Source organism: Virgibacillus sp. LDC1 (assembly GCF_025792345.1).
In the GTDB taxonomy this organism is placed as follows: Bacteria; Bacillota; Bacilli; order Paenibacillales; family Paenibacillaceae; genus Paenibacillus_AQ; species Paenibacillus_AQ lautus.
Map to the genome: position 1 here is coordinate 198,461 of NZ_JAOXLZ010000001.1, position 18,064 is coordinate 216,524.

Sequence of the window (18,064 nt, forward strand, 5' to 3'; positions counted from 1 at the left end):
ACGCCGATGGATGCCAAAGCGGCGGCCAAGGCGGTTAAGCAGGGAGATGTGTCTGCCGTCTATTTGTTGTATGGCAGCGAGAAATTTCAAATGAAGGAATTCGCCGAATTTCTGGAAGCCCAGCTGATCCCGAAAGAAGACCGTGATTTTGCCCTTGTTCATATGGATTTAGGGGAAGTTCCGATTCAAACGGTTATTGAAGAAGCGGAGACGGTTCCTTTTATGGTTCAGAAAAAACTGATCATGGTGAGGGATACGGCATTTTTTACCGCAGCAAAAGATAACGGGAAAGTGGATCATCGTCCAGAGGCTTTGCTGGATTATTTGACCAATCCTGCTGATTATAGCGTGATTGTCTTTATGGTTGGACAAGAAAAGCTGGATGAACGCAAAAAGGTAGTCAAGGCAGTCAAGAAATCAGGGGTTGCATTGTCCTTCATGCCTTTGGGCGGAGAGGATTTGATTCGTTGGGTGGACAAGCAGGTGAAGAAAAGTGACTGCACGCTGCGGGAAGGTGCGGCAGAGGCGATCGTGCGAAATGCGGGAACCAGTCTTCAGGCCTTGTCAGGCGAGATCGAAAAGCTGTGTTTATATGCCGGTGCTGGCGGAGCGATTGATGTCGCAACCGTGGATATGCTGGTGGCGCGCAGCACGGAACAGAATGTGTTTGCGCTAGTAGAGGATATTGCGAATCTCCGATTGGACAAGGCACTCGGCATCTATTACGAGCTGCTGAAGCAGCGCGAGGAGCCGATCAAGATTGCGGCGCTGATTACCAGACAGTTTCGGATTATTCTGCAGGTGAAGACTCTATCTACCCAGAGCTACTCGCAGCAGCAAATTGCTTCCCAGATCGGATTGCATCCCTATGCGGTGAAGATTGCGGGCGAGCAAGCCCGCAAGTTTGAGACGGCGCGCCTTGAAGGCATACTGAACCACCTGGCGAATCTGGATTACCAGATGAAGACGGGGGCTGTGGATAAGGTGCTGGGGATTGAATTGTTTCTGCTGCGGCTTGGGGCTTAACATAACATATCCGCAACAAGTTAAGAGCGTATGGCCGCGGGAGCAGTCGTACGCTCTTTTTCTCTGGAGATCAGAAAGTATGTACTTCAGAGGCTTACCAACTTGATCTCGCAAGAGAAAAATCCGCTATATGCGGTTGTCTACCGAGAAGAGTACGTCGATCAACATACCACAAAAAGCCCTGAGCAGCGTGAACTGTTCAGGGCTTTTTCCATGTCGTATTCAACAAACGTTACTTACGCCTGGGACGTAAGAGCGTTCAGTCTTTTCGCCAGACGGGACTTCTTGCGGGCAGCTGCGTTCTTATGGATCAGGCCCTTCGTAACGGCTTTATCAAGCTTCTTGGAAGCAGCTTGGAAAGCAACTTTAGCAGCTTCGATTTCTGTACCGTTCAACGCTACGTCAGCAGTTTTAACAGCTGTGCGAAGCGCGGATTTTTGAGAAATGTTAAGCGCGTGGCGTTTGTCACTTGTCTTTACACGTTTAATCGCGGATTTGATGTTTGGCATTACATTCACCTCCTGTAAGGCATTTCAATAGAGCGAAATGATTCACAACTTAAAATATTTTAGCATGGGGGTGGACAAAAAGCAATACTCATTCGGACTTCTGCATAATCTCTCCCCTACTCTCGCACACTACTAGCAATATGAGGAGGAGTGTGAATTTATATGGATCTGGATCTGCAAAAATATTCGGTCCGAACGGACCTGGCGGTGGAATCAAGAGAACTGGCGGGAGGCAAAGGGAGTGCGCCCATTCCTGGTGTAATGGAGGATGTGGTGCAGGAGGACGGAATCAAGATTACAAGGCTGGACGTGGAGAACGATGCGGCCTCTAAGCAAATCGGAAGAGTAAAGGGCCATTATGTCACGTTGGAGGTGCCCGATCTTCGCAAGGGTGATACGGGGCTTCAGGATCAAGTGTCTGTTGTCTTCGCCCGTGAGTTTGAGGCATTCATGTCCCGGATCGGGATCGGACCCAAGGCAAGCGTGCTCATTGTCGGGCTCGGGAACTGGAACGTGACGCCGGATTCCCTGGGACCGCTTGTGGTGGAGAACGTGATGGTCACCCGTCAGTATTTCGAGTTGATGCCGGATCGCGTGGCGCCAGGCTATCGTCAGGTCAGTGCCGTAGCGCCAGGCGTGCTCGGTCTGACAGGGATTGAATCAAGCGAAACGGTTCAAGGCATTGTGGAACAAATCCGTCCTGAGCTGATCATCGCCATTGACGCTCTAGCTTCGCGTTCGCTGGAGCGGGTGAATACGACCATCCAGATTGCGGATATCGGAATCCACCCCGGCTCTGGCGTCGGCAATAAGCGCAAGGGATTAACGCAGGAGATTCTCGGGGTCCCCTGCATTGCGATCGGAGTTCCGACCGTCTGCTATGCTTCCACCATCGTTAATAACGCGATTGAGCTCATGAAATCCCATTTTGGCGAAGGCGCGCCGGAGACGGGCAAAATTATGGGCATGCTCCATGATATACCTGAAGGTGACCGCCTGGCGCTGGTGAAGGAAGTTCTGGAGCCGCTGGGCCATGACCTTATCGTAACGCCCAAGGAGATTGACGAATTTATAGAGGACATCGCCAACATCGTGGCAACCGGCCTGAACGCAGCGCTGCATGAGGCTGTGGATCCAGGCAATGTAGGTGCGTACACTCACTAACCCGGTATAAAAGCTCCGAATCTATCGGAGCTTTTATATTTTTCATGGATCTAGTTCTATCGATTCTCCCCGGTTCATAGATTTGAAATATAAGAGATTACGAAAGTCGCGGGAACGGCGGAATGATGGCCGTTATAGCTCCCGGCGAACCGAGGAGGACATCGTTATGAACAATCGCAAGTTTCGCATCTGGAATATTGCCAGACTGAAACGAAAGGTTATGGAAGGTCTGAGCATGGGTCGAACGCTCGTTATATTGATGCTAGGCTCTCTTATATTTTTTATTTTGCTAGGGCTCGGAGGGATGGCGGAACAGCGGATGAATTCCTCGCCCGTATCGTCAATGAAAGGATTGGCGGCTTCGTTATCCAGCCATTTTTTCATCGATATGATCGGCATGGAGATGCCGCATATGACGGCTTCCAAAGAGACCTCAAGCTTCTCCGGCGAGAAAATGTCGACCTTCGTCTTTGAACTGCTTACGAGCGTGAACCCCAGGGACCCGAAAAGCCTTCTTGCGGGAGAACTGCCAGGCATGAAGGCAAACCAACCGGTACAGCTGTCTCACGGCTCCGGTAACGAGGATGGGGAGGCACCGGCGGATTACCGGCCGGATCCAGCGGAGGGGCAGGCGGAAGGCGATCCTGCCGATGCCGGGGAAGAGCCGCCGCAAGGTGATCAGGGAGATATCGGCAATGAAGGCAATGGCGAGGATGCCCCGGATCAGGGAACGGAGGACGAGCCGGGCAGTAAGAATGAGCCTGGAAACACATCTAAGTACGGAAAGTCCACGAATGGAAAGAAAGCCGTTCTCATCTATCATTCTCACCCACAGGAAGCATATAACCCGCTGCTATCGCATCCATCTGACAATCCGGGGGCTGTATCCCCGAGTAAAAACGTCATGCTGGTAGGCAGCTTTCTGAGTAAAAGACTTGAAGCAAACGGAATTGGCACCCTGCATGATAAAAGCGACTACCAATCTACCATCGAAGGGTACAATTACAACTTTTCTTATAAATACTCGCGCCAGATGGTCATGGAGGCCATGTCCCAGAACGACGGCATTCATTACCTGATTGATATCCATCGGGATTCGCAGCGCTATAAAAAAACGACGGCAACCGTCAACGGCGTTAACTACGCCAAGGTTTACTTCATCATCGGACATGCGAACGAGAACTGGAGACAGAACGAGGCGTTTGCAAGCAAAATCAATGCCAAGCTGGAACAGTCCTATCCCGGGGTATCCCGGGGCGTGTGGGGCAAATCGGCGGATCAAGGGAACGGGGAATATAATCAATCCCTGTCACCGAACAGCATCCTGATTGAAATCGGCGGCATCGATAATACGAAGGAAGAATTGCAGCGGACGGCTGAAGCGTTGGCGGACATCATTGCAGATGTGTACTGGCAGGAACAAGAGGCGGAAAAAGCCAGCGTGAAAAAAGACGATGATCAAACGAAGAAGCAGTCCGTTTCGGCGGCACACAAAGGCGGAAGCAAAAAAGGTACGGAGGATCAAGCAGCCAAAGCAGGTTAACAGCCCGGCGGCAACTGCTGGAGCAAGCGTGAACGGGTAAATCGGGGAGGGACTCAGTGATGTCAAGAATGGGAAAACGGTTGGTGGCTCTTATCATATGGACAGGCATCGGCATATTGGTCGGCATGCAGCTTGGCGGGGCAAAGGCACCAGTACCGGGAGACGGTACCGGAGCCGTACAAACTGTGCAGCAAGACCATATTCAGGATCCGCAAGGCGGGGCTGCCCAAGGGAATGGATGGGGAGGGACACGCAAGAACCCTCCCGTATCAGAGTCCACTGTTCTAGAACAAGACGCCCGTAAGACACTGCCCGAATATGAGCCTATGCCTAGCGACATCCTGCTTCCCGAACGCTCGCAGCCGCCTGCCGATGTGCTTGCCGACAAGACGGCAGGACTGCTCCAGCAGCTGTCTGACAAAAGCATACGCTGGGTCGTGTCGATGTTCGGATCGATCACGGAATAAATTCACCTTTATTCTCAGCATTGCTGTGCATCCCCTCAACTGGTATAATAAGTTGATTCAAACATCTGGTGGTTGTTGGGGGTTAGGCATGACAGACGTACAAGTTAGACAACAAAAAATTCGTAATTTCTGTATCATTGCACATATAGACCATGGGAAATCGACGCTTGCTGACCGTATCTTGGAATTTACGGGGGCATTAACTTCGCGTGAAATGCAAGAGCAGGTACTGGATCAGATGGATCTGGAGAGAGAGCGCGGGATTACCATCAAATTGCAGGCCGTTCGCCTGAATTACAAATCCGATGACGGCGAGGAGTATATATTGAACCTGATTGATACTCCAGGGCACGTCGACTTTACGTATGAGGTATCCCGAAGCCTGGCCGCTTGTGAAGGCGCGCTGCTCGTAGTGGATGCTGCACAGGGAATTGAAGCGCAGACATTGGCCAACGTATATTTGGCACTGGATAACAATCTTGAAATTCTGCCCGTCATTAACAAAATTGACCTGCCAAGCGCCGATCCCGAGCGGGTGAAGCAGGAGGTTGAGGATGTCATCGGACTGGATGCCAGCGATGCGGTATTAGCTTCTGCCAAGGCGGGTATCGGAATCAAGGAAATTCTGGAGCAGGTGGTTCAGAAAGTGCCTGCGCCAACAGGCGATTCGGAAGAACCGTTGAAAGCGCTGATTTTCGACTCCCATTATGATCCTTATAAAGGTGTCATCGTATATGTGCGCGTTATTGACGGAAGTATTAAAGCCGGCTCCAAGATCAAGATGATGGCCACCGGCAAAACCTTCGAGGTCATTGAGGTGGGGGCGTTTAAGCCGCGCATGTCCATCGTGGACGAGCTTAACGTCGGAGATGTCGGTTTCATCGTGGCTGGCATCAAGAGCGTTGGCGATACGCAGGTCGGCGATACGGTAACGGATGCCAAGCGTCCGACGGCCCAGCCGCTCCCGGGTTACCGCAAAATCAACCCGATGGTATTCTGCGGTCTGTATCCAATCGAAACGTCAGACTACAATGATCTGCGCGAGGCGCTCGAGAAGCTGCAGCTTAATGATGCATCGCTAAGCTTCGAGCCGGAGACATCCAGCGCGCTCGGATTCGGTTTCCGTTGCGGATTCCTGGGCCTGCTGCACATGGATGTCATTCAGGAGCGGATTGAACGCGAGTTTAATATACCGCTGATTACAACGGCGCCGAGCGTGATTTACCGCATTACGCTGACGAACGGGGAGCAGATCCAGATCGATAACCCGTCCCATTATCCTGAGGTCGGCAAGGTCGATTATGTCGAAGAGCCTTATGTTAAAGCAGGCATTATCGTTCCGAACGATTACGTCGGAGCGATCATGGAACTCTGCCAAAATAAACGCGGCGAATTCGTAAATATGGAATACCTGGACACAACGCGCGTTACCATTACCTATGAAATTCCGTTGTCGGAAATCGTGTATGATTTCTTCGACCAGTTGAAGTCGAGCACCAAAGGATATGCTTCGTTTGACTACGAGCTGTCCGGGTACCGTCGATCCAACCTGGTCAAAATGGATATTTTGCTCAATGCCGAGCAAGTGGATGCCTTGTCCTTTATTGTGCATAAGGACCGTGCATACCACCGCGGCCGGGCGATTTGCGAGAAGCTGCGCGAGCTGATTCCTCGTCAAATGTTCGAGGTGCCGATTCAAGCTTCTGTCGGTACCAAGGTTGTGGCCCGTGAAACGGTTAAAGCGATGCGAAAAAACGTTCTTGCCAAATGTTACGGCGGTGACATCTCCCGTAAACGGAAACTCCTTGAGAAGCAGAAGGAAGGTAAGAAGCGGATGAAGCAAGTCGGCAGCGTGGAAGTGCCGCAGGAAGCCTTCATGGCGGTACTGAAAATCGACGACAAGTAATTTTGCCTAGGAATGGCAGGCCTGCGAGGTAACGGGCTGGGCTGGTCCTACGGATATAGTCTGATGAAGTAAATGATGGGGAAAGCCGATTCTCGGCTTTCCTTTCTTTCATTCCAAGAGGCATCGCGTTATAGTAGAGAAGGAACTTCTGAGAAGTTACTTAAAGAGGTTGTTCAAAAAGTCATCTTTTGATCACGAAGCAGCACATGAAGCTAAATCGACATCGAATATTGAATTCAGCCGGGCCTTCCGGTGCTCACGTAGGTTTTGCCTACGCTCCGCTCCTCAGTCCCTAGCTTCATCCAACCTTCTCGGTGCTGAAAACCTGACTTTTTGAACTCGCACTTAAAGTAAGTCATGCTAGAGGTGTACATGAGGGGGCAAGAAAAGAATGACGGCAAACGATCAACGGACGGAAGCGGTGTACATTCACATTCCGTTTTGTACCAATAAATGTTTTTACTGCGACTTCAATTCCTATGTATTGAAGGATCAGCCGGTGATGGATTATCTGCGGGCGCTGGATAAGGAGATGGAGCTGACCGTTCAGGCCAACCCGCCGGGACGAATCAAAAGCATTTTTGTAGGCGGCGGGACCCCTACGGTGCTGAAGCCAAATGAAATGGAATACTTCCTGCAGAGTGTGAAGCGCCATTTTCCGGAATGGTCCGATCGTATTGAATTTTCGATGGAAGCGAATCCCGGCACCACGGATTTGGAGAAACTGTCCGTCATGCGCGAAGGCGGCGTGAACCGGATCAGCTTCGGGGTGCAGGCCTTCCAGAACAGCTTGCTGACCGGCATCGGCCGGATTCACGATACGGATGATGTGTATCGAAGTCTCGAGAACGCGAGAACGGCAGGCTTTGATAACATGTCCATCGATTTGATGTTCGGGCTCCCGAACCAAACGCTGGACATGCTTGCGGAAAGCGTGGATAAGGCGCTAGAGCTTGGACTCCCGCATTATTCAATCTACAGCTTGAAGGTTGAAGAAAATACGCTGTTCCATACGATGTACCAGCGAAACCAGCTGCCGCTTCCGGATGAGGAGGACGAGCTGAATATGTATCTTCTATTAATGGAGCGGATGAAGGCTGCCGGATATAAACAGTATGAGATCAGTAATTTTGCCAAACCCGGCTTTGAGAGCCGGCATAATATGACGTACTGGCGCAACGAGGATTATTATGGCTTGGGCGCGGGAGCGCACGGATACGTCGGTCGTCAGCGCCATGTGAACATTAAAGGCGTCAACCCATATAATGAAGCAGCGAATCAAGGACTTCCGCGATTGGAGAGCTTTGAGATATCAAGGGAAGAAGCGATGGAGGATTTCCTCATGGTTGGACTCCGAGTGCTGGATGGCGTCTCGCGCAGCCGATTCCGGCAGCAATTCGGGACTTCCATGGAAGAAGTATTTGCCGGCCCGCTGAATAAAATGGTAGGTGCGGGACTTCTCGACTCCACTGATGACGGATATAAACTGAGCAGTAAAGGCATTTTGTTTGGCAACGATGTGTTCGCCGAATTTATAGGCAGCTTGTCAGCAAATTAATCTATTGAACTTATATGCGCTCTGTTGTATATTTATTCATAACATGACGGAGCGTGTAAAGGGGAGACGGACACCATGTCGGCGGTATGCAGAAAGGCGAAGTTAGAGGATGTCGAGCCGCTGTATCAGATGATTCAGGGTTATGCGGAAAAGGGGATTATGCTGCCCCGGTCCAAAAAAGTGCTGGAGAAACAAATCGGGGAATTCGTTGTAGCCGAATCCGAAGGGAACGTGATCGGCTGCGGTTCGTTGTGTCAGCTGGGAAATGATCTGGTGGAGATTCGTTCACTCGGTATCTCTGATGGGTATAAAGGGCAAGGAATCGGCTCCATGCTGGTGGACTCCCTTCTGGAAGAAGCGAAACGTCGTGAGCTTCCGAAAGTGATGGCCTTGACGTATGAGGTATCCTTTTTCATCAAAAACGGCTTTGCCGTCGTGGAGAAGGAGATTTTTCCGGAGAAAGTATGGACCGACTGCATTCACTGCAAGAAGCAGCATGCATGTGACGAAATAGCTGTTCTTAAAGTACTGAACTGACTTGACAATCCTCAGGTCGGTTTGGTATTTTTGTTATATCGGTTAGCACTCGATGGCGATGAGTGCTAACGAAAGTGAAAATAAGCAGTCAGCAAGGAGGGGAGCGACATGTTAACAGATCGTCAACGCATGATTTTGAATGCCATTGTGGATGACTATATCCGTTCTGCCGAACCGGTTGGTTCAAGAAGCATTTCCAAACGCGGGGATGTCGGATACAGTCCGGCAACCATTCGTAACGAGATGGCTGATCTGGAGGAACTCGGCTTTCTGGAGCAGCCTCATACATCAGCTGGACGAATTCCGTCACATAAAGGATATCGTTATTATGTTGATCATCTCACGTCGTCGTTTTCCTTGAACCCTGCGGAACTGCATATGATGAAATCCTTTTTTGCAGAGAAGCTGAACGTGATGGAGCAGATGATACAGCATACAGCCGGCATTCTGTCTCAGATGACTAATTACACTTCCATCCTGCTGGGACCGGAAGTTTTTCATACGTCTTTGCGTCACTTCCAGCTTCTTCCTCTTCATGAGGATCAAGCGGTAGCCATCATCGTAACCAGCACAGGGCAAGTCGAGAACAAGATTGTTTCGATTCCGCAGGGTGTATCCGTTTCGGATCTGGAGCAAGTGGTAAATCTTCTGAACAAGAAGCTGGTCAATGTGCCTCTATATAAACTCAAGACCCGTTTGTATACGGAGATTGGTGAGGAAATGCAGCGGCATATTTCACATTATGAAGATCTCATGAGTATGCTGGATATCGCCCTCAACAATGAACCAGACCATCGCGGCGTATATCTCAGCGGCACGACCCACATGCTGAATCAGCCGGAGTTCAAGGATGTTGATAAGGTAAGGGAAATTTTCGAGCTTCTGGAGCAGACACCCGCGCTGATGAAGCTCATGGCCCCTGCTCCCGGTGAGCATGGTGTCCAGGTGAAGATCGGTACGGAGAATACGCATGAAGCGATTTCCAATTGCAGTTTGATCACTGCGACTTATTCGATCGACGGAAAAGCGCTAGGTTCGATTGGCATTCTCGGTCCTACAAGAATGGAATATGCACGGGTGATCGGCATCTTGAATGTGTTATCCCATGACCTGACGAAGCTGCTGTCACACTGGTACAAATAAAGGAGTGAGACAGATGAGCCAAGGACAACATAGCCAAGTGGACGGAGATGAACGTTATTCTACGCTGTTGAACAACAGTAATGCCGTCCGGGCCGTCACGTCCGCTGTAGAAGGCACGCTTGGTCCCAAGGGGCTCGACGTGATGCTGGTGGGTCCCCGCGGCGAAGTGGTCATTACCAATGATGGGGTGACGATTCTGGATAAAATGGATGTCACCCACCCGGCAGCGCGCCTTCTCATTCAGGTGGCACGAGCGCAGCAGGAGAAAATCGGCGACGGAACCACAACCGCTACCGTGCTTGCAGGCGCACTTGTGCAGGAAGGAGTCTCCCGCATAACCCGCGGGGTGCCTGCTTCCAAGGTGGTGGAAGGACTGCGTCAGGGAATTGAGAAGTCGATGCAGCTCTTAACCAAACGGGTTCGGCAGATTGACGGATTGGATGATCCGCTTCTGGAACGGACGGTGTACGTTGCGGGGCGGGAACGGAAGGACATCGTGGAGCTGATTATGCAAGCCGCGCGGAAAGCCGGAATCACCCGTCTTCAGGACCCATCCTACTCGCTTGCAGACAGTATAATTGCCCTGGAGAATGCCGAGAATGAAGTGTTCGAGGGGGTGCTGCTCCGGCAGCGGCCGATCTTCGCCCGCGAGTCCAAGTCTTATGACGATGCAAAAGTGTTGGTGCTGTTTGATTCCCTGGAGCCGGATGAGATGGATGAAGAGGCGCTCACAACCGAAGCCGGATTTGCGCAGTATATGGACCTCCGAAAAGTGTTCGCTTCCGATTTAGAGAGATTGGCCGAACTGTCCGTAAAACTCATCCTGCTTGAAAAAGGCATCCATCCGGATGCGGAGCAGTTTTGCCTGGATCACGGCATGATGGTTGTGCCGCGCGTGTCACGTGCGGATCTTCGCCGGGTAAGCGATATGACGGGAGCTACTCCCGTACGCCGCAAGGCGTTACATAAAGACTCGAAGGAGCTTGCGGCCCTTCTGGGTGATACCCCGCGTGTCGCTTATGATGAAGGCATCGAGAAAATCAGGCTGGCCAGCGGCAGCCAAGACCGGGACCGTATCGTGACGGTCATTGTTGGGGCAAGCACTTCGGAAGTAGTAGGCGAGGCGGCCCGAATTGCGGGAGATGCGGCCTCGGCACTGCAGGCTGCCGTTTCCGGCGGTGTCCTTCCGGGCGGCGGGACAAGCGAACTCGCGGTGTCCTACGAGTTGGAACGAATCCGGGAGGCTCAGAAAGGCATGGAAGCCTTCGGCATGGAAGCCGTTTCGGCGGCGCTGCGCAAGCCGATGTCGCAGATACTTCTCAATGCCGGATACAATCCGCTCGAGAAGATGGAAGAAGTTCGAGCAGCGCAAATCCGTGCAGACTCGGATTGCATGGGCATTGATTGCGACAGCGGCCGGGTTGTGGATTATGAGGAGCTGGGCGTGCTGGATCCGGCTCCGGTCAAACTTCACGGCCTGCGGGCAGCCGGCGAAGTTGCCGCAGCCGTGCTGCGGATTCACCACGTGATCAAGATGAAAGAAATAGGCGAATAACGCTTAAAGGATAAAATGAATCACAGACAGTCTGTTTTATAATATGAAGGAGGTGAAGGCGTCTTGAATAATGAGCATAAGGATGCCGTTCAAGATACAGTTACAGAAGAAACGATGGAAGAAACTTTCGAAAACACGCCAAACTCGGGTGAGAGCGGGTCTGCGGAGGAAGCCGTAAATCCCGAACAGGAGATTCCTGTAACGGATTCGGCTGATGAAGCCGGATCAGCCGAGCTTGAGAAGCTTCAGGCCGAGGTGCTGGAGCACCAGCAGCGTACCCTGCGAGTACAAGCGGATTTCGATAACTTCCGTCGTCGCACCCAGAAGGAGAAAGAAGATCTGGGCAAATATGCTTCCTCCAAACTGATTACGGAGCTTCTGCCTGTCATCGACAACTTTGAGCGTGCCCTTCAGGCATCCGAGGAGAATCCGGAGTTTGAATCCTTCTCCAAGGGAGTCAGCATGATCTTCCGCCAGTTGGAATCGGTCCTCGCTACCGAAGGCTTGACGGCAATGAAGAGCGTAGGCGAGCCATTCAATCCGGAGTATCACCAAGCGATCATGCAGGTGGAAAGCGATGAATACGAGGAAGGCATCGTGGTTGAGGAAGTGCAGAAGGGGTATATGCTAAAAGATAAAGTATTAAGACCTGCGATGGTTAAAGTGAGCATGTAAGCGACTTTCGATAGTCGTTTATCATATAAAAATTGATGAAGATCATGCGAGGATTCGCGTGAATGAATAAGGAGGAAAATTTTACATGAGCAAAGTTATTGGTATCGACTTAGGAACAACCAACTCCTGCGTAGCCGTAATGGAGGGTGGGGAAGCAGTAGTTATTCCGAATCCGGAGGGTGCTCGTACGACTCCATCCGTTGTCGGATTTAAGAAAGACGGCGAGCGTATCGTTGGGGATACAGCGAAGCGTCAAGCGATCACCAACCCGGATCGCACCATTATCTCCATTAAGCGTCATATGGGTACAAATCACAAAGAAACGATCGACGGCAAAGACTACACGCCGCAAGAAATCTCTGCCATCATTCTGCAGAAGCTGAAATCCGATGCGGAAGCTTACCTGGGCCAACCTGTAACCCAGGCGGTTATTACGGTTCCTGCATACTTTAATGACAGCCAGCGTCAAGCGACCAAGGATGCCGGTAAAATCGCAGGTCTTGAGGTTCTCCGTATCGTCAACGAGCCAACTGCTGCTGCATTGGCTTACGGCATGGAGAAATCCGAAGACCAAACCATCCTGGTATATGACCTTGGCGGCGGTACATTCGACGTTTCCATTCTGGAATTGGGCGATGGTTTCTTCGAAGTAAAAGCAACCAGCGGGGACAACCAGCTTGGCGGCGACGACTTTGACCAAGTGATCATTGACTACCTGGTAGCCGAATTCAAGAAAGAGCAAGGCATCGATCTCAGCAAAGACAAGGCAGCCGTCCAACGTCTGAAAGACGCTGCGGAAAAAGCGAAAAAGGAATTGTCCGGCGTACTGACAACTACGATTTCGCTGCCGTTCATCACGGTTGCTGACGGCGTGCCTCAGCACCTTGAGATCAACCTGACTCGTGCTAAATTCGAAGAATTGTCTGCTTCCCTTGTAGAGCGTACGCTTGGCCCGACTCGTCAAGCGCTTAGCGATGCAGGTTTGACAGCTAACGATATTCATAAAATCGTCCTTGTCGGCGGTTCCACTCGTATTCCTGCCGTACAGGAAGCGATTAAGAAATTGACAGGCAAAGAGCCTCACAAAGGCGTAAACCCTGACGAAGTGGTTGCTCTTGGAGCAGCTGTTCAAGCCGGCGTATTGACAGGTGACGTTAAAGACGTCGTATTGCTCGACGTAACTCCGTTGTCCCTCGGTATCGAGACAGCAGGCGGCGTATTCACCAAAATGATCGACCGCAACACCACGATTCCGACAAGCAAATCCCAAGTATTCTCCACGTATGCCGATAACCAGCCGAGCGTTGAAATTCACGTGCTGCAAGGTGAGCGCGAAATGGCTGCCGGCAACAAAACGCTGGGACGCTTCATGCTTGGAGACATTCCTCCAGCACCACGCGGCGTGCCGCAAATCGAAGTTACCTTCGATATCGATGCGAACGGGATCGTAAACGTTTCGGCGACGGATAAAGGTACAGGCAAGAGCCAGAAGATCACGATCACGTCCTCCAGCGGCTTGAGCGATGCTGAAGTTGAACAAATGATGAAGGACGCCGAGCTTCATGCCGAAGAAGACCGTAAACGCAAAGAGCTGGTAGAAGCTCGCAACAATGCGGACCAACTCGTATACACGACCGAAAAAACACTCAAGGATCTGGGCGACAAAGTCGACGCTTCCGAAGTGGAAAAAGCGAACGAAGCGAAAGACAAAGTGAAGAAGGCCCTTGAATCCGATAACCTCGAAGAGATTAACGCTTCGGTAGAGGAGCTGACTCAAATCGTACAGCAGCTGTCCGTGAAGCTGTATGAGCAAGCAGCACAAGAGCAGCAGGGTGCTGAAGGCGCCGACTCAGGTGCTGCTAATAAAGACAATGTCGTAGATGCAGATTACGAGGTTGTTGACGAAGATAAAAACAAAGGTTAATCTGAATAGATTGTATGGGAAGGTCAAAGCTGCGCATCTTCGCACTTTGGCTTTCCTTATGTAAAAGAGTAATAAAGAGATTGGGGTGAAACCGTGGCTGATAAGCGTGATTATTATGAGGTGCTCGGTGTCGGCAAGGATGCATCGGACGATGAGATCAAGAAGGCGTACCGCAAAATGGCTCGCCAGTATCATCCGGACGTGAACAAAGCCGCTGACGCGGAAGCCAAATTCAAGGAAGTGAAAGAGGCTTACGACGTATTGAGCGATGGTCAGAAGCGTGCGCGTTATGACCAGTACGGTCATGTCGATCCGAACCAAGGCATGGGCGGAGGCGGTTTCTCCGGTGATTTCGGCGGTTTTGGAGATATATTCGATATGTTCTTTGGCGGCAATGGACGCCGTGATCCGAATGCGCCTCAGCGGGGGAACGATCTGCAATATACGATGACGGTTGAATTTAAGGAAGCAGTATTCGGTAAGGAAACGGATATTACCATTCCGAGAACGGAGACATGTGATACATGTCACGGTTCCGGGGCGAAGCCGGGCACGCAGCCGCATACATGTTCGGTGTGTAACGGCAGCGGGCAGCAAGAAGTCGTGCAAAATACGCCGTTTGGACGCATGGTAAACCGCCGTGCTTGCTCAAACTGTAACGGAACAGGGAAAATCATCAAAGACCGCTGCTCGACCTGTAACGGCAACGGCAAAGTGAAGAAGCAGCGCAAGATTCATGTTCGCGTGCCTGCCGGCGTGGACGACGGAGCTCAGCTTCGCATGACAGGTGAAGGCGAAGGCGGTTTCCGCGGCGGTCCGGCCGGTGACTTGTATATCGTCATCCGCGTGAAGCCGCATGATTTCTTCGAACGCGAAGGGGACGACATTTATTGTGAAGTGCCGCTTACCTTTGCGCAGGCTGCACTTGGCGACGAGATTGAGATCCCGACGCTGACGGAGAGAGTGAAGCTGAAGATCCCGGCTGGCACGCAGACGGGGACCTTCTTCCGTTTGAAAGGCAAAGGGGTACCTCGGCTTCGCGGCATGGGACAGGGTGACCAGCACGTCAAGGTTGTGGTCGTTACGCCAAGCAAGCTGAGTGATGAACAGAAAGAGCTGCTTCGTCAGTTTGCTTCCCTTGATGGCGAACAGACCCATGAGCAGGAACAGTCTTTCTTTGACCGTGTAAAAAAAGCTTTCCGCGGTGACTAATACAAACTTATGGGGTTAACCCCCCTCATAGCTTAAAGAACAGCAGCAGGCTTAAGGTAATCAACCTTGGGCCTGCTGTTTTTTTGTTTCTGGGAACGGAAGGGTGCCTTTAGGTGTTCTGTCAGCTTAAACAGGCCCGTTTCTCAAGAATAAAACGTTTGACGATGAAGCAACCTAGGGTAGTTCCATCTCGGAAGATGCAATCTTGAATAGGAAATGCAGGTGATATGAAATGGCAGAGAAAAATATTTTGGCATATTTCAAAAGTCCGGAAGAAGCCCAGCATGCAGCCCGTAAATTACAGTCGCTGCGCGTTGCGGATATGTCCATCGACCGGTTTAGCGCCGATCCCGGCGGGGAGCTCAACAATCCGATGAATCCGTTGACAGGCAACATTGCAAGCTTAACAACACTGACCTTAAATGCGGATATTTCGGGCCCGGGGGCCGGTATTCTCGGGGCGGCGGACCCGTCCGCCAGCGGGATGAGCCGCGCCGGGGAGGACGGAACCGAAGGCCGGGATATTTTGCTGACGGTTGTACTGGACGAAGGTGTCTTCCCGCAAGCCATGCGGTTAATCGAAGAATCCGGCGGCATGATTTGAGGTTACAGGCACAAACTCTGAGTGTTTATATCGGAAAGGAGAATAACACCCATGATGAGACGCGTAAAAAAAGGGAAGATCTCGAGCAAAACCGAGAAGATGATTGCGCTGCAATCCGCCAAAGCGGAGGATGTTGAATTCTCGGCAATGGCAGCCGACCACGATGATGTGGAAGCGCTGCGTAGAAGCGAGGCTGCGGATGAACGCCAATTGAAGAAGATTCTCGATGAAACCAGTAAAAATGTAGATTAATCGTTATGGTTACAGCTTACGAAGAGCCCTCTTACCTACTTGTTACAGAGGTGGTAAGCAGGGCTTTTTTTGAAGAGATAAGAAAGTATAAACATCGGTGGCTTACCATCGTTCGTTCGCAAGAAAATCTTCCGCCGTATGCGGTCTGTCTTCTGAGATTGTACGTCGATAGCGTTTTTCTTATTCGAACGACTTGCAAGAAAAGTCATCATGGTATTTTAGTACAAACTTTGTATCCGGGGTCCTCAATATAGTACAATAATACTTATGTATGAATGAGGAGGAACAGTAGCACATGTTATGGCATGAATTAACGATACATACCACGGAGGAAGCCGTGGAGATGATTACGAATTTCCTGCATGAGGCGGGAGCCGGCGGCGTTTCGATTGAAGAATCCGGTACGACGAACAAGAAGCGGGACACATCCCTTGGACAGTGGTTTGATGAGATCGTTCCGTTTAACGATATTCCTGAAGGGCAAGCCGTTATTAAAGGCTACTTTGATGAGACGGTTACCCTGGAAGCGATCCGTGATGAGATTGCCCCGCGCGTGAATGAACTGAAGGAATTCGGGATTGATACAGGTGAAGTCAAGTATGAGATGAAGACGGTCGATGAGAATGAATGGGCAACGGCCTGGAAGCAGTATTTCAAGCCGATCCGCGTGTCCGAGCGGTTAACGATCAAGCCGACATGGGAAGAGTACACGCCGGAATCCGATCAAGAATCGATCATTGAGCTGGACCCCGGCATGGCATTCGGCACAGGAACGCATCCGACAACTTCGTTATGCCTGCGCACACTGGAGATGGTGATCAAGGGCGGAGAGGAAGTCATCGATGTAGGGACAGGCTCAGGTATTCTCTCCATCGGCGCAGCGCATTTGGGAGCTTCACGGATACTGGCTCTCGATCTGGACCCGGTTGCCGTATCCAGCGCAATGGAGAACACCCGTCTTAACGGCTTGGAAGATCGGATTACGGTGAAGGAAAGTGATCTGCTATCGGTACTCACCCATTCGTCCAATCAATCGGATCTGGGCGTGACGCTGCCGGTACAAGTTGTAGTAGCTAACATTTTGGCTGAGGTCATCCTGTTGTTTGTAGACGATGTATACCAGGCTCTTCAACCGGGAGGCGCGTATATTGCCTCGGGCATTTACAAGAACAAAGAAGAGATCGTAGAGAAGGCGCTGATTGCCTCCGGTTTCGAAATTGCCGACATCTGCCGCGAGGATGATTGGGTTGCGTTCGTAGCGAGGAAAAACTGATTATGGATTTTTTGGATCAACTGTTATTTTATCCGCTGGAACAACTTCCTTTTTATCTGATTGCTTTAATTATTGCCTTTACTGTGCATGAGTTCTCGCATGCCTATTTTGCGAATAAATTTGGAGACCCAACGGCTAAGCTGCTGGGCAGGGTCACGCTGAATCCGGCGGTGCACTTTGATTTTCTGGGGATTATTCTCTTGCTGATAGCAGGTTTCGGTTGGGCACGGCCGGTTCCGATCAATCGTGAGAATTTCAGCAACCCGCGCCGTATGAGCATCATTGTGGCGGCGGTTGGCCCGCTGAGCAATCTCATGTTAGGTATACTTGGAACGCTGATCTATGCGGGCCTCTATCAGTTCGGTGTGATCGAGCCGATCGGCGTTACCAAAACAGATCAAGCGATCCATTTGTTTTTCAATACCTTTATACTGCTCAATTTCTTTCTGTGCCTCTTTAATCTTATTCCGTTGCCACCGCTTGACGGCTACCGGATTCTTGAGAATGTGCTTCCTCCGCGCGTAAGCGCGAGGATTCAGAAGTTCGAGCAGTGGTCGATACTTATATTCCTATTGATCATATTGCTGCCAACCTTTCAGAGATATACGATTAAGCCATTATATGATGCGGCGCATGCATTATCCATCGACTTTTTGAATCTGTTCATTAAGATGTTCGGGAGGTAAGAGGTGCGGATTTTCTCTGGTCAGTTTGCA

General features: G+C 51.0%; 17 protein-coding genes. 16 read left to right on the forward strand and 1 reads right to left on the reverse strand.

The annotated features are described in order from the left end of the window. Positions 1-6 precede the first annotated feature (6 nt). A complete protein-coding gene (holA, locus tag OHJ21_RS00915; protein WP_100535886.1) occupies positions 7-1,026 on the forward strand; it encodes a DNA polymerase III subunit delta in 1,020 nt (339 codons plus the stop codon). A gap of 236 nt (positions 1,027-1,262) precedes the next feature. Here the strand turns inward: holA and rpsT are convergent, their stop codons facing one another. Continuing rightward, a complete protein-coding gene (rpsT, locus tag OHJ21_RS00920) occupies positions 1,263-1,535 on the reverse strand; it encodes a 30S ribosomal protein S20 (protein ID WP_053489175.1) in 273 nt (90 codons plus the stop codon). 162 nt (positions 1,536-1,697) lie between these two features. On the opposite strand from rpsT, the gene gpr reads away from it, so the two are divergent. The 15 genes from gpr to OHJ21_RS00995 all read left to right on the forward strand — a co-directional run bounded on the left by gpr (position 1,698) and on the right by OHJ21_RS00995 (position 18,034). Continuing rightward, positions 1,698-2,699, forward strand: coding sequence for a GPR endopeptidase (gene gpr, locus OHJ21_RS00925; protein WP_100535887.1), 1,002 nt, complete (start codon positions 1,698-1,700; stop codon positions 2,697-2,699). Between the two features lie 166 nt (positions 2,700-2,865). Beyond that, a complete protein-coding gene (locus OHJ21_RS00930) occupies positions 2,866-4,242 on the forward strand; it encodes a stage II sporulation protein P (protein WP_486019179.1) in 1,377 nt (458 codons plus the stop codon). A gap of 56 nt (positions 4,243-4,298) precedes the next feature. Next, positions 4,299-4,709: a hypothetical protein gene (locus OHJ21_RS00935; protein ID WP_486019180.1), complete on the forward strand. Its 411-nt coding sequence runs from the start codon at positions 4,299-4,301 to the stop codon at positions 4,707-4,709. A gap of 88 nt (positions 4,710-4,797) precedes the next feature. Then, positions 4,798-6,615: a translation elongation factor 4 gene (gene lepA / locus OHJ21_RS00940; protein WP_100535890.1), complete on the forward strand. Its 1,818-nt coding sequence runs from the start codon at positions 4,798-4,800 to the stop codon at positions 6,613-6,615. A gap of 391 nt (positions 6,616-7,006) precedes the next feature. Next, positions 7,007-8,173: a radical SAM family heme chaperone HemW gene (hemW, locus tag OHJ21_RS00945; RefSeq protein WP_486019181.1), complete on the forward strand. Its 1,167-nt coding sequence runs from the start codon at positions 7,007-7,009 to the stop codon at positions 8,171-8,173. Positions 8,174-8,248: 75 nt separating this feature from the next. Next, positions 8,249-8,710 (forward strand): N-acetyltransferase, encoded by a 462-nt coding sequence (locus tag OHJ21_RS00950; RefSeq protein WP_100535892.1) that lies wholly within the window; start codon positions 8,249-8,251, stop codon positions 8,708-8,710. 108 nt (positions 8,711-8,818) lie between these two features. Next, a complete protein-coding gene (hrcA, locus tag OHJ21_RS00955; protein ID WP_100535893.1) occupies positions 8,819-9,853 on the forward strand; it encodes a heat-inducible transcriptional repressor HrcA in 1,035 nt (344 codons plus the stop codon). A 13-nt stretch (positions 9,854-9,866) separates the two neighbouring features. Next, positions 9,867-11,408 carry a TCP-1/cpn60 chaperonin family protein gene (locus OHJ21_RS00960; protein ID WP_486019182.1) on the forward strand — a complete coding sequence of 514 codons (1,542 nt, stop codon included), beginning with the start codon at positions 9,867-9,869 and terminating at the stop codon, positions 11,406-11,408. A 63-nt stretch (positions 11,409-11,471) separates the two neighbouring features. Then, the gene (grpE, locus tag OHJ21_RS00965) at positions 11,472-12,083 is read left to right on the forward strand and encodes a nucleotide exchange factor GrpE (protein ID WP_326117708.1); all 612 of its coding nucleotides are present in this window, start codon (positions 11,472-11,474) and stop codon (positions 12,081-12,083) included. 85 nt (positions 12,084-12,168) lie between these two features. Continuing rightward, positions 12,169-14,007 carry a molecular chaperone DnaK gene (gene dnaK, locus OHJ21_RS00970; protein ID WP_100535896.1) on the forward strand — a complete coding sequence of 613 codons (1,839 nt, stop codon included), beginning with the start codon at positions 12,169-12,171 and terminating at the stop codon, positions 14,005-14,007. Between the two features lie 93 nt (positions 14,008-14,100). After that, positions 14,101-15,219: a molecular chaperone DnaJ gene (dnaJ, locus tag OHJ21_RS00975; RefSeq protein WP_127592122.1), complete on the forward strand. Its 1,119-nt coding sequence runs from the start codon at positions 14,101-14,103 to the stop codon at positions 15,217-15,219. Positions 15,220-15,451: 232 nt separating this feature from the next. After that, positions 15,452-15,823: a hypothetical protein gene (locus OHJ21_RS00980; RefSeq protein WP_100535898.1), complete on the forward strand. Its 372-nt coding sequence runs from the start codon at positions 15,452-15,454 to the stop codon at positions 15,821-15,823. A 51-nt stretch (positions 15,824-15,874) separates the two neighbouring features. After that, a complete protein-coding gene (locus OHJ21_RS00985) occupies positions 15,875-16,075 on the forward strand; it encodes a YfhD family protein (RefSeq protein ID WP_100535899.1) in 201 nt (66 codons plus the stop codon). A gap of 295 nt (positions 16,076-16,370) precedes the next feature. Next, the gene (gene prmA, locus OHJ21_RS00990) at positions 16,371-17,348 is read left to right on the forward strand and encodes a 50S ribosomal protein L11 methyltransferase (RefSeq protein ID WP_486019183.1); all 978 of its coding nucleotides are present in this window, start codon (positions 16,371-16,373) and stop codon (positions 17,346-17,348) included. Positions 17,349-17,350: 2 nt separating this feature from the next. Further along, positions 17,351-18,034 carry a site-2 protease family protein gene (locus OHJ21_RS00995; RefSeq protein ID WP_486019184.1) on the forward strand — a complete coding sequence of 228 codons (684 nt, stop codon included), beginning with the start codon at positions 17,351-17,353 and terminating at the stop codon, positions 18,032-18,034. Positions 18,035-18,064: the final 30 nt, after the last annotated feature.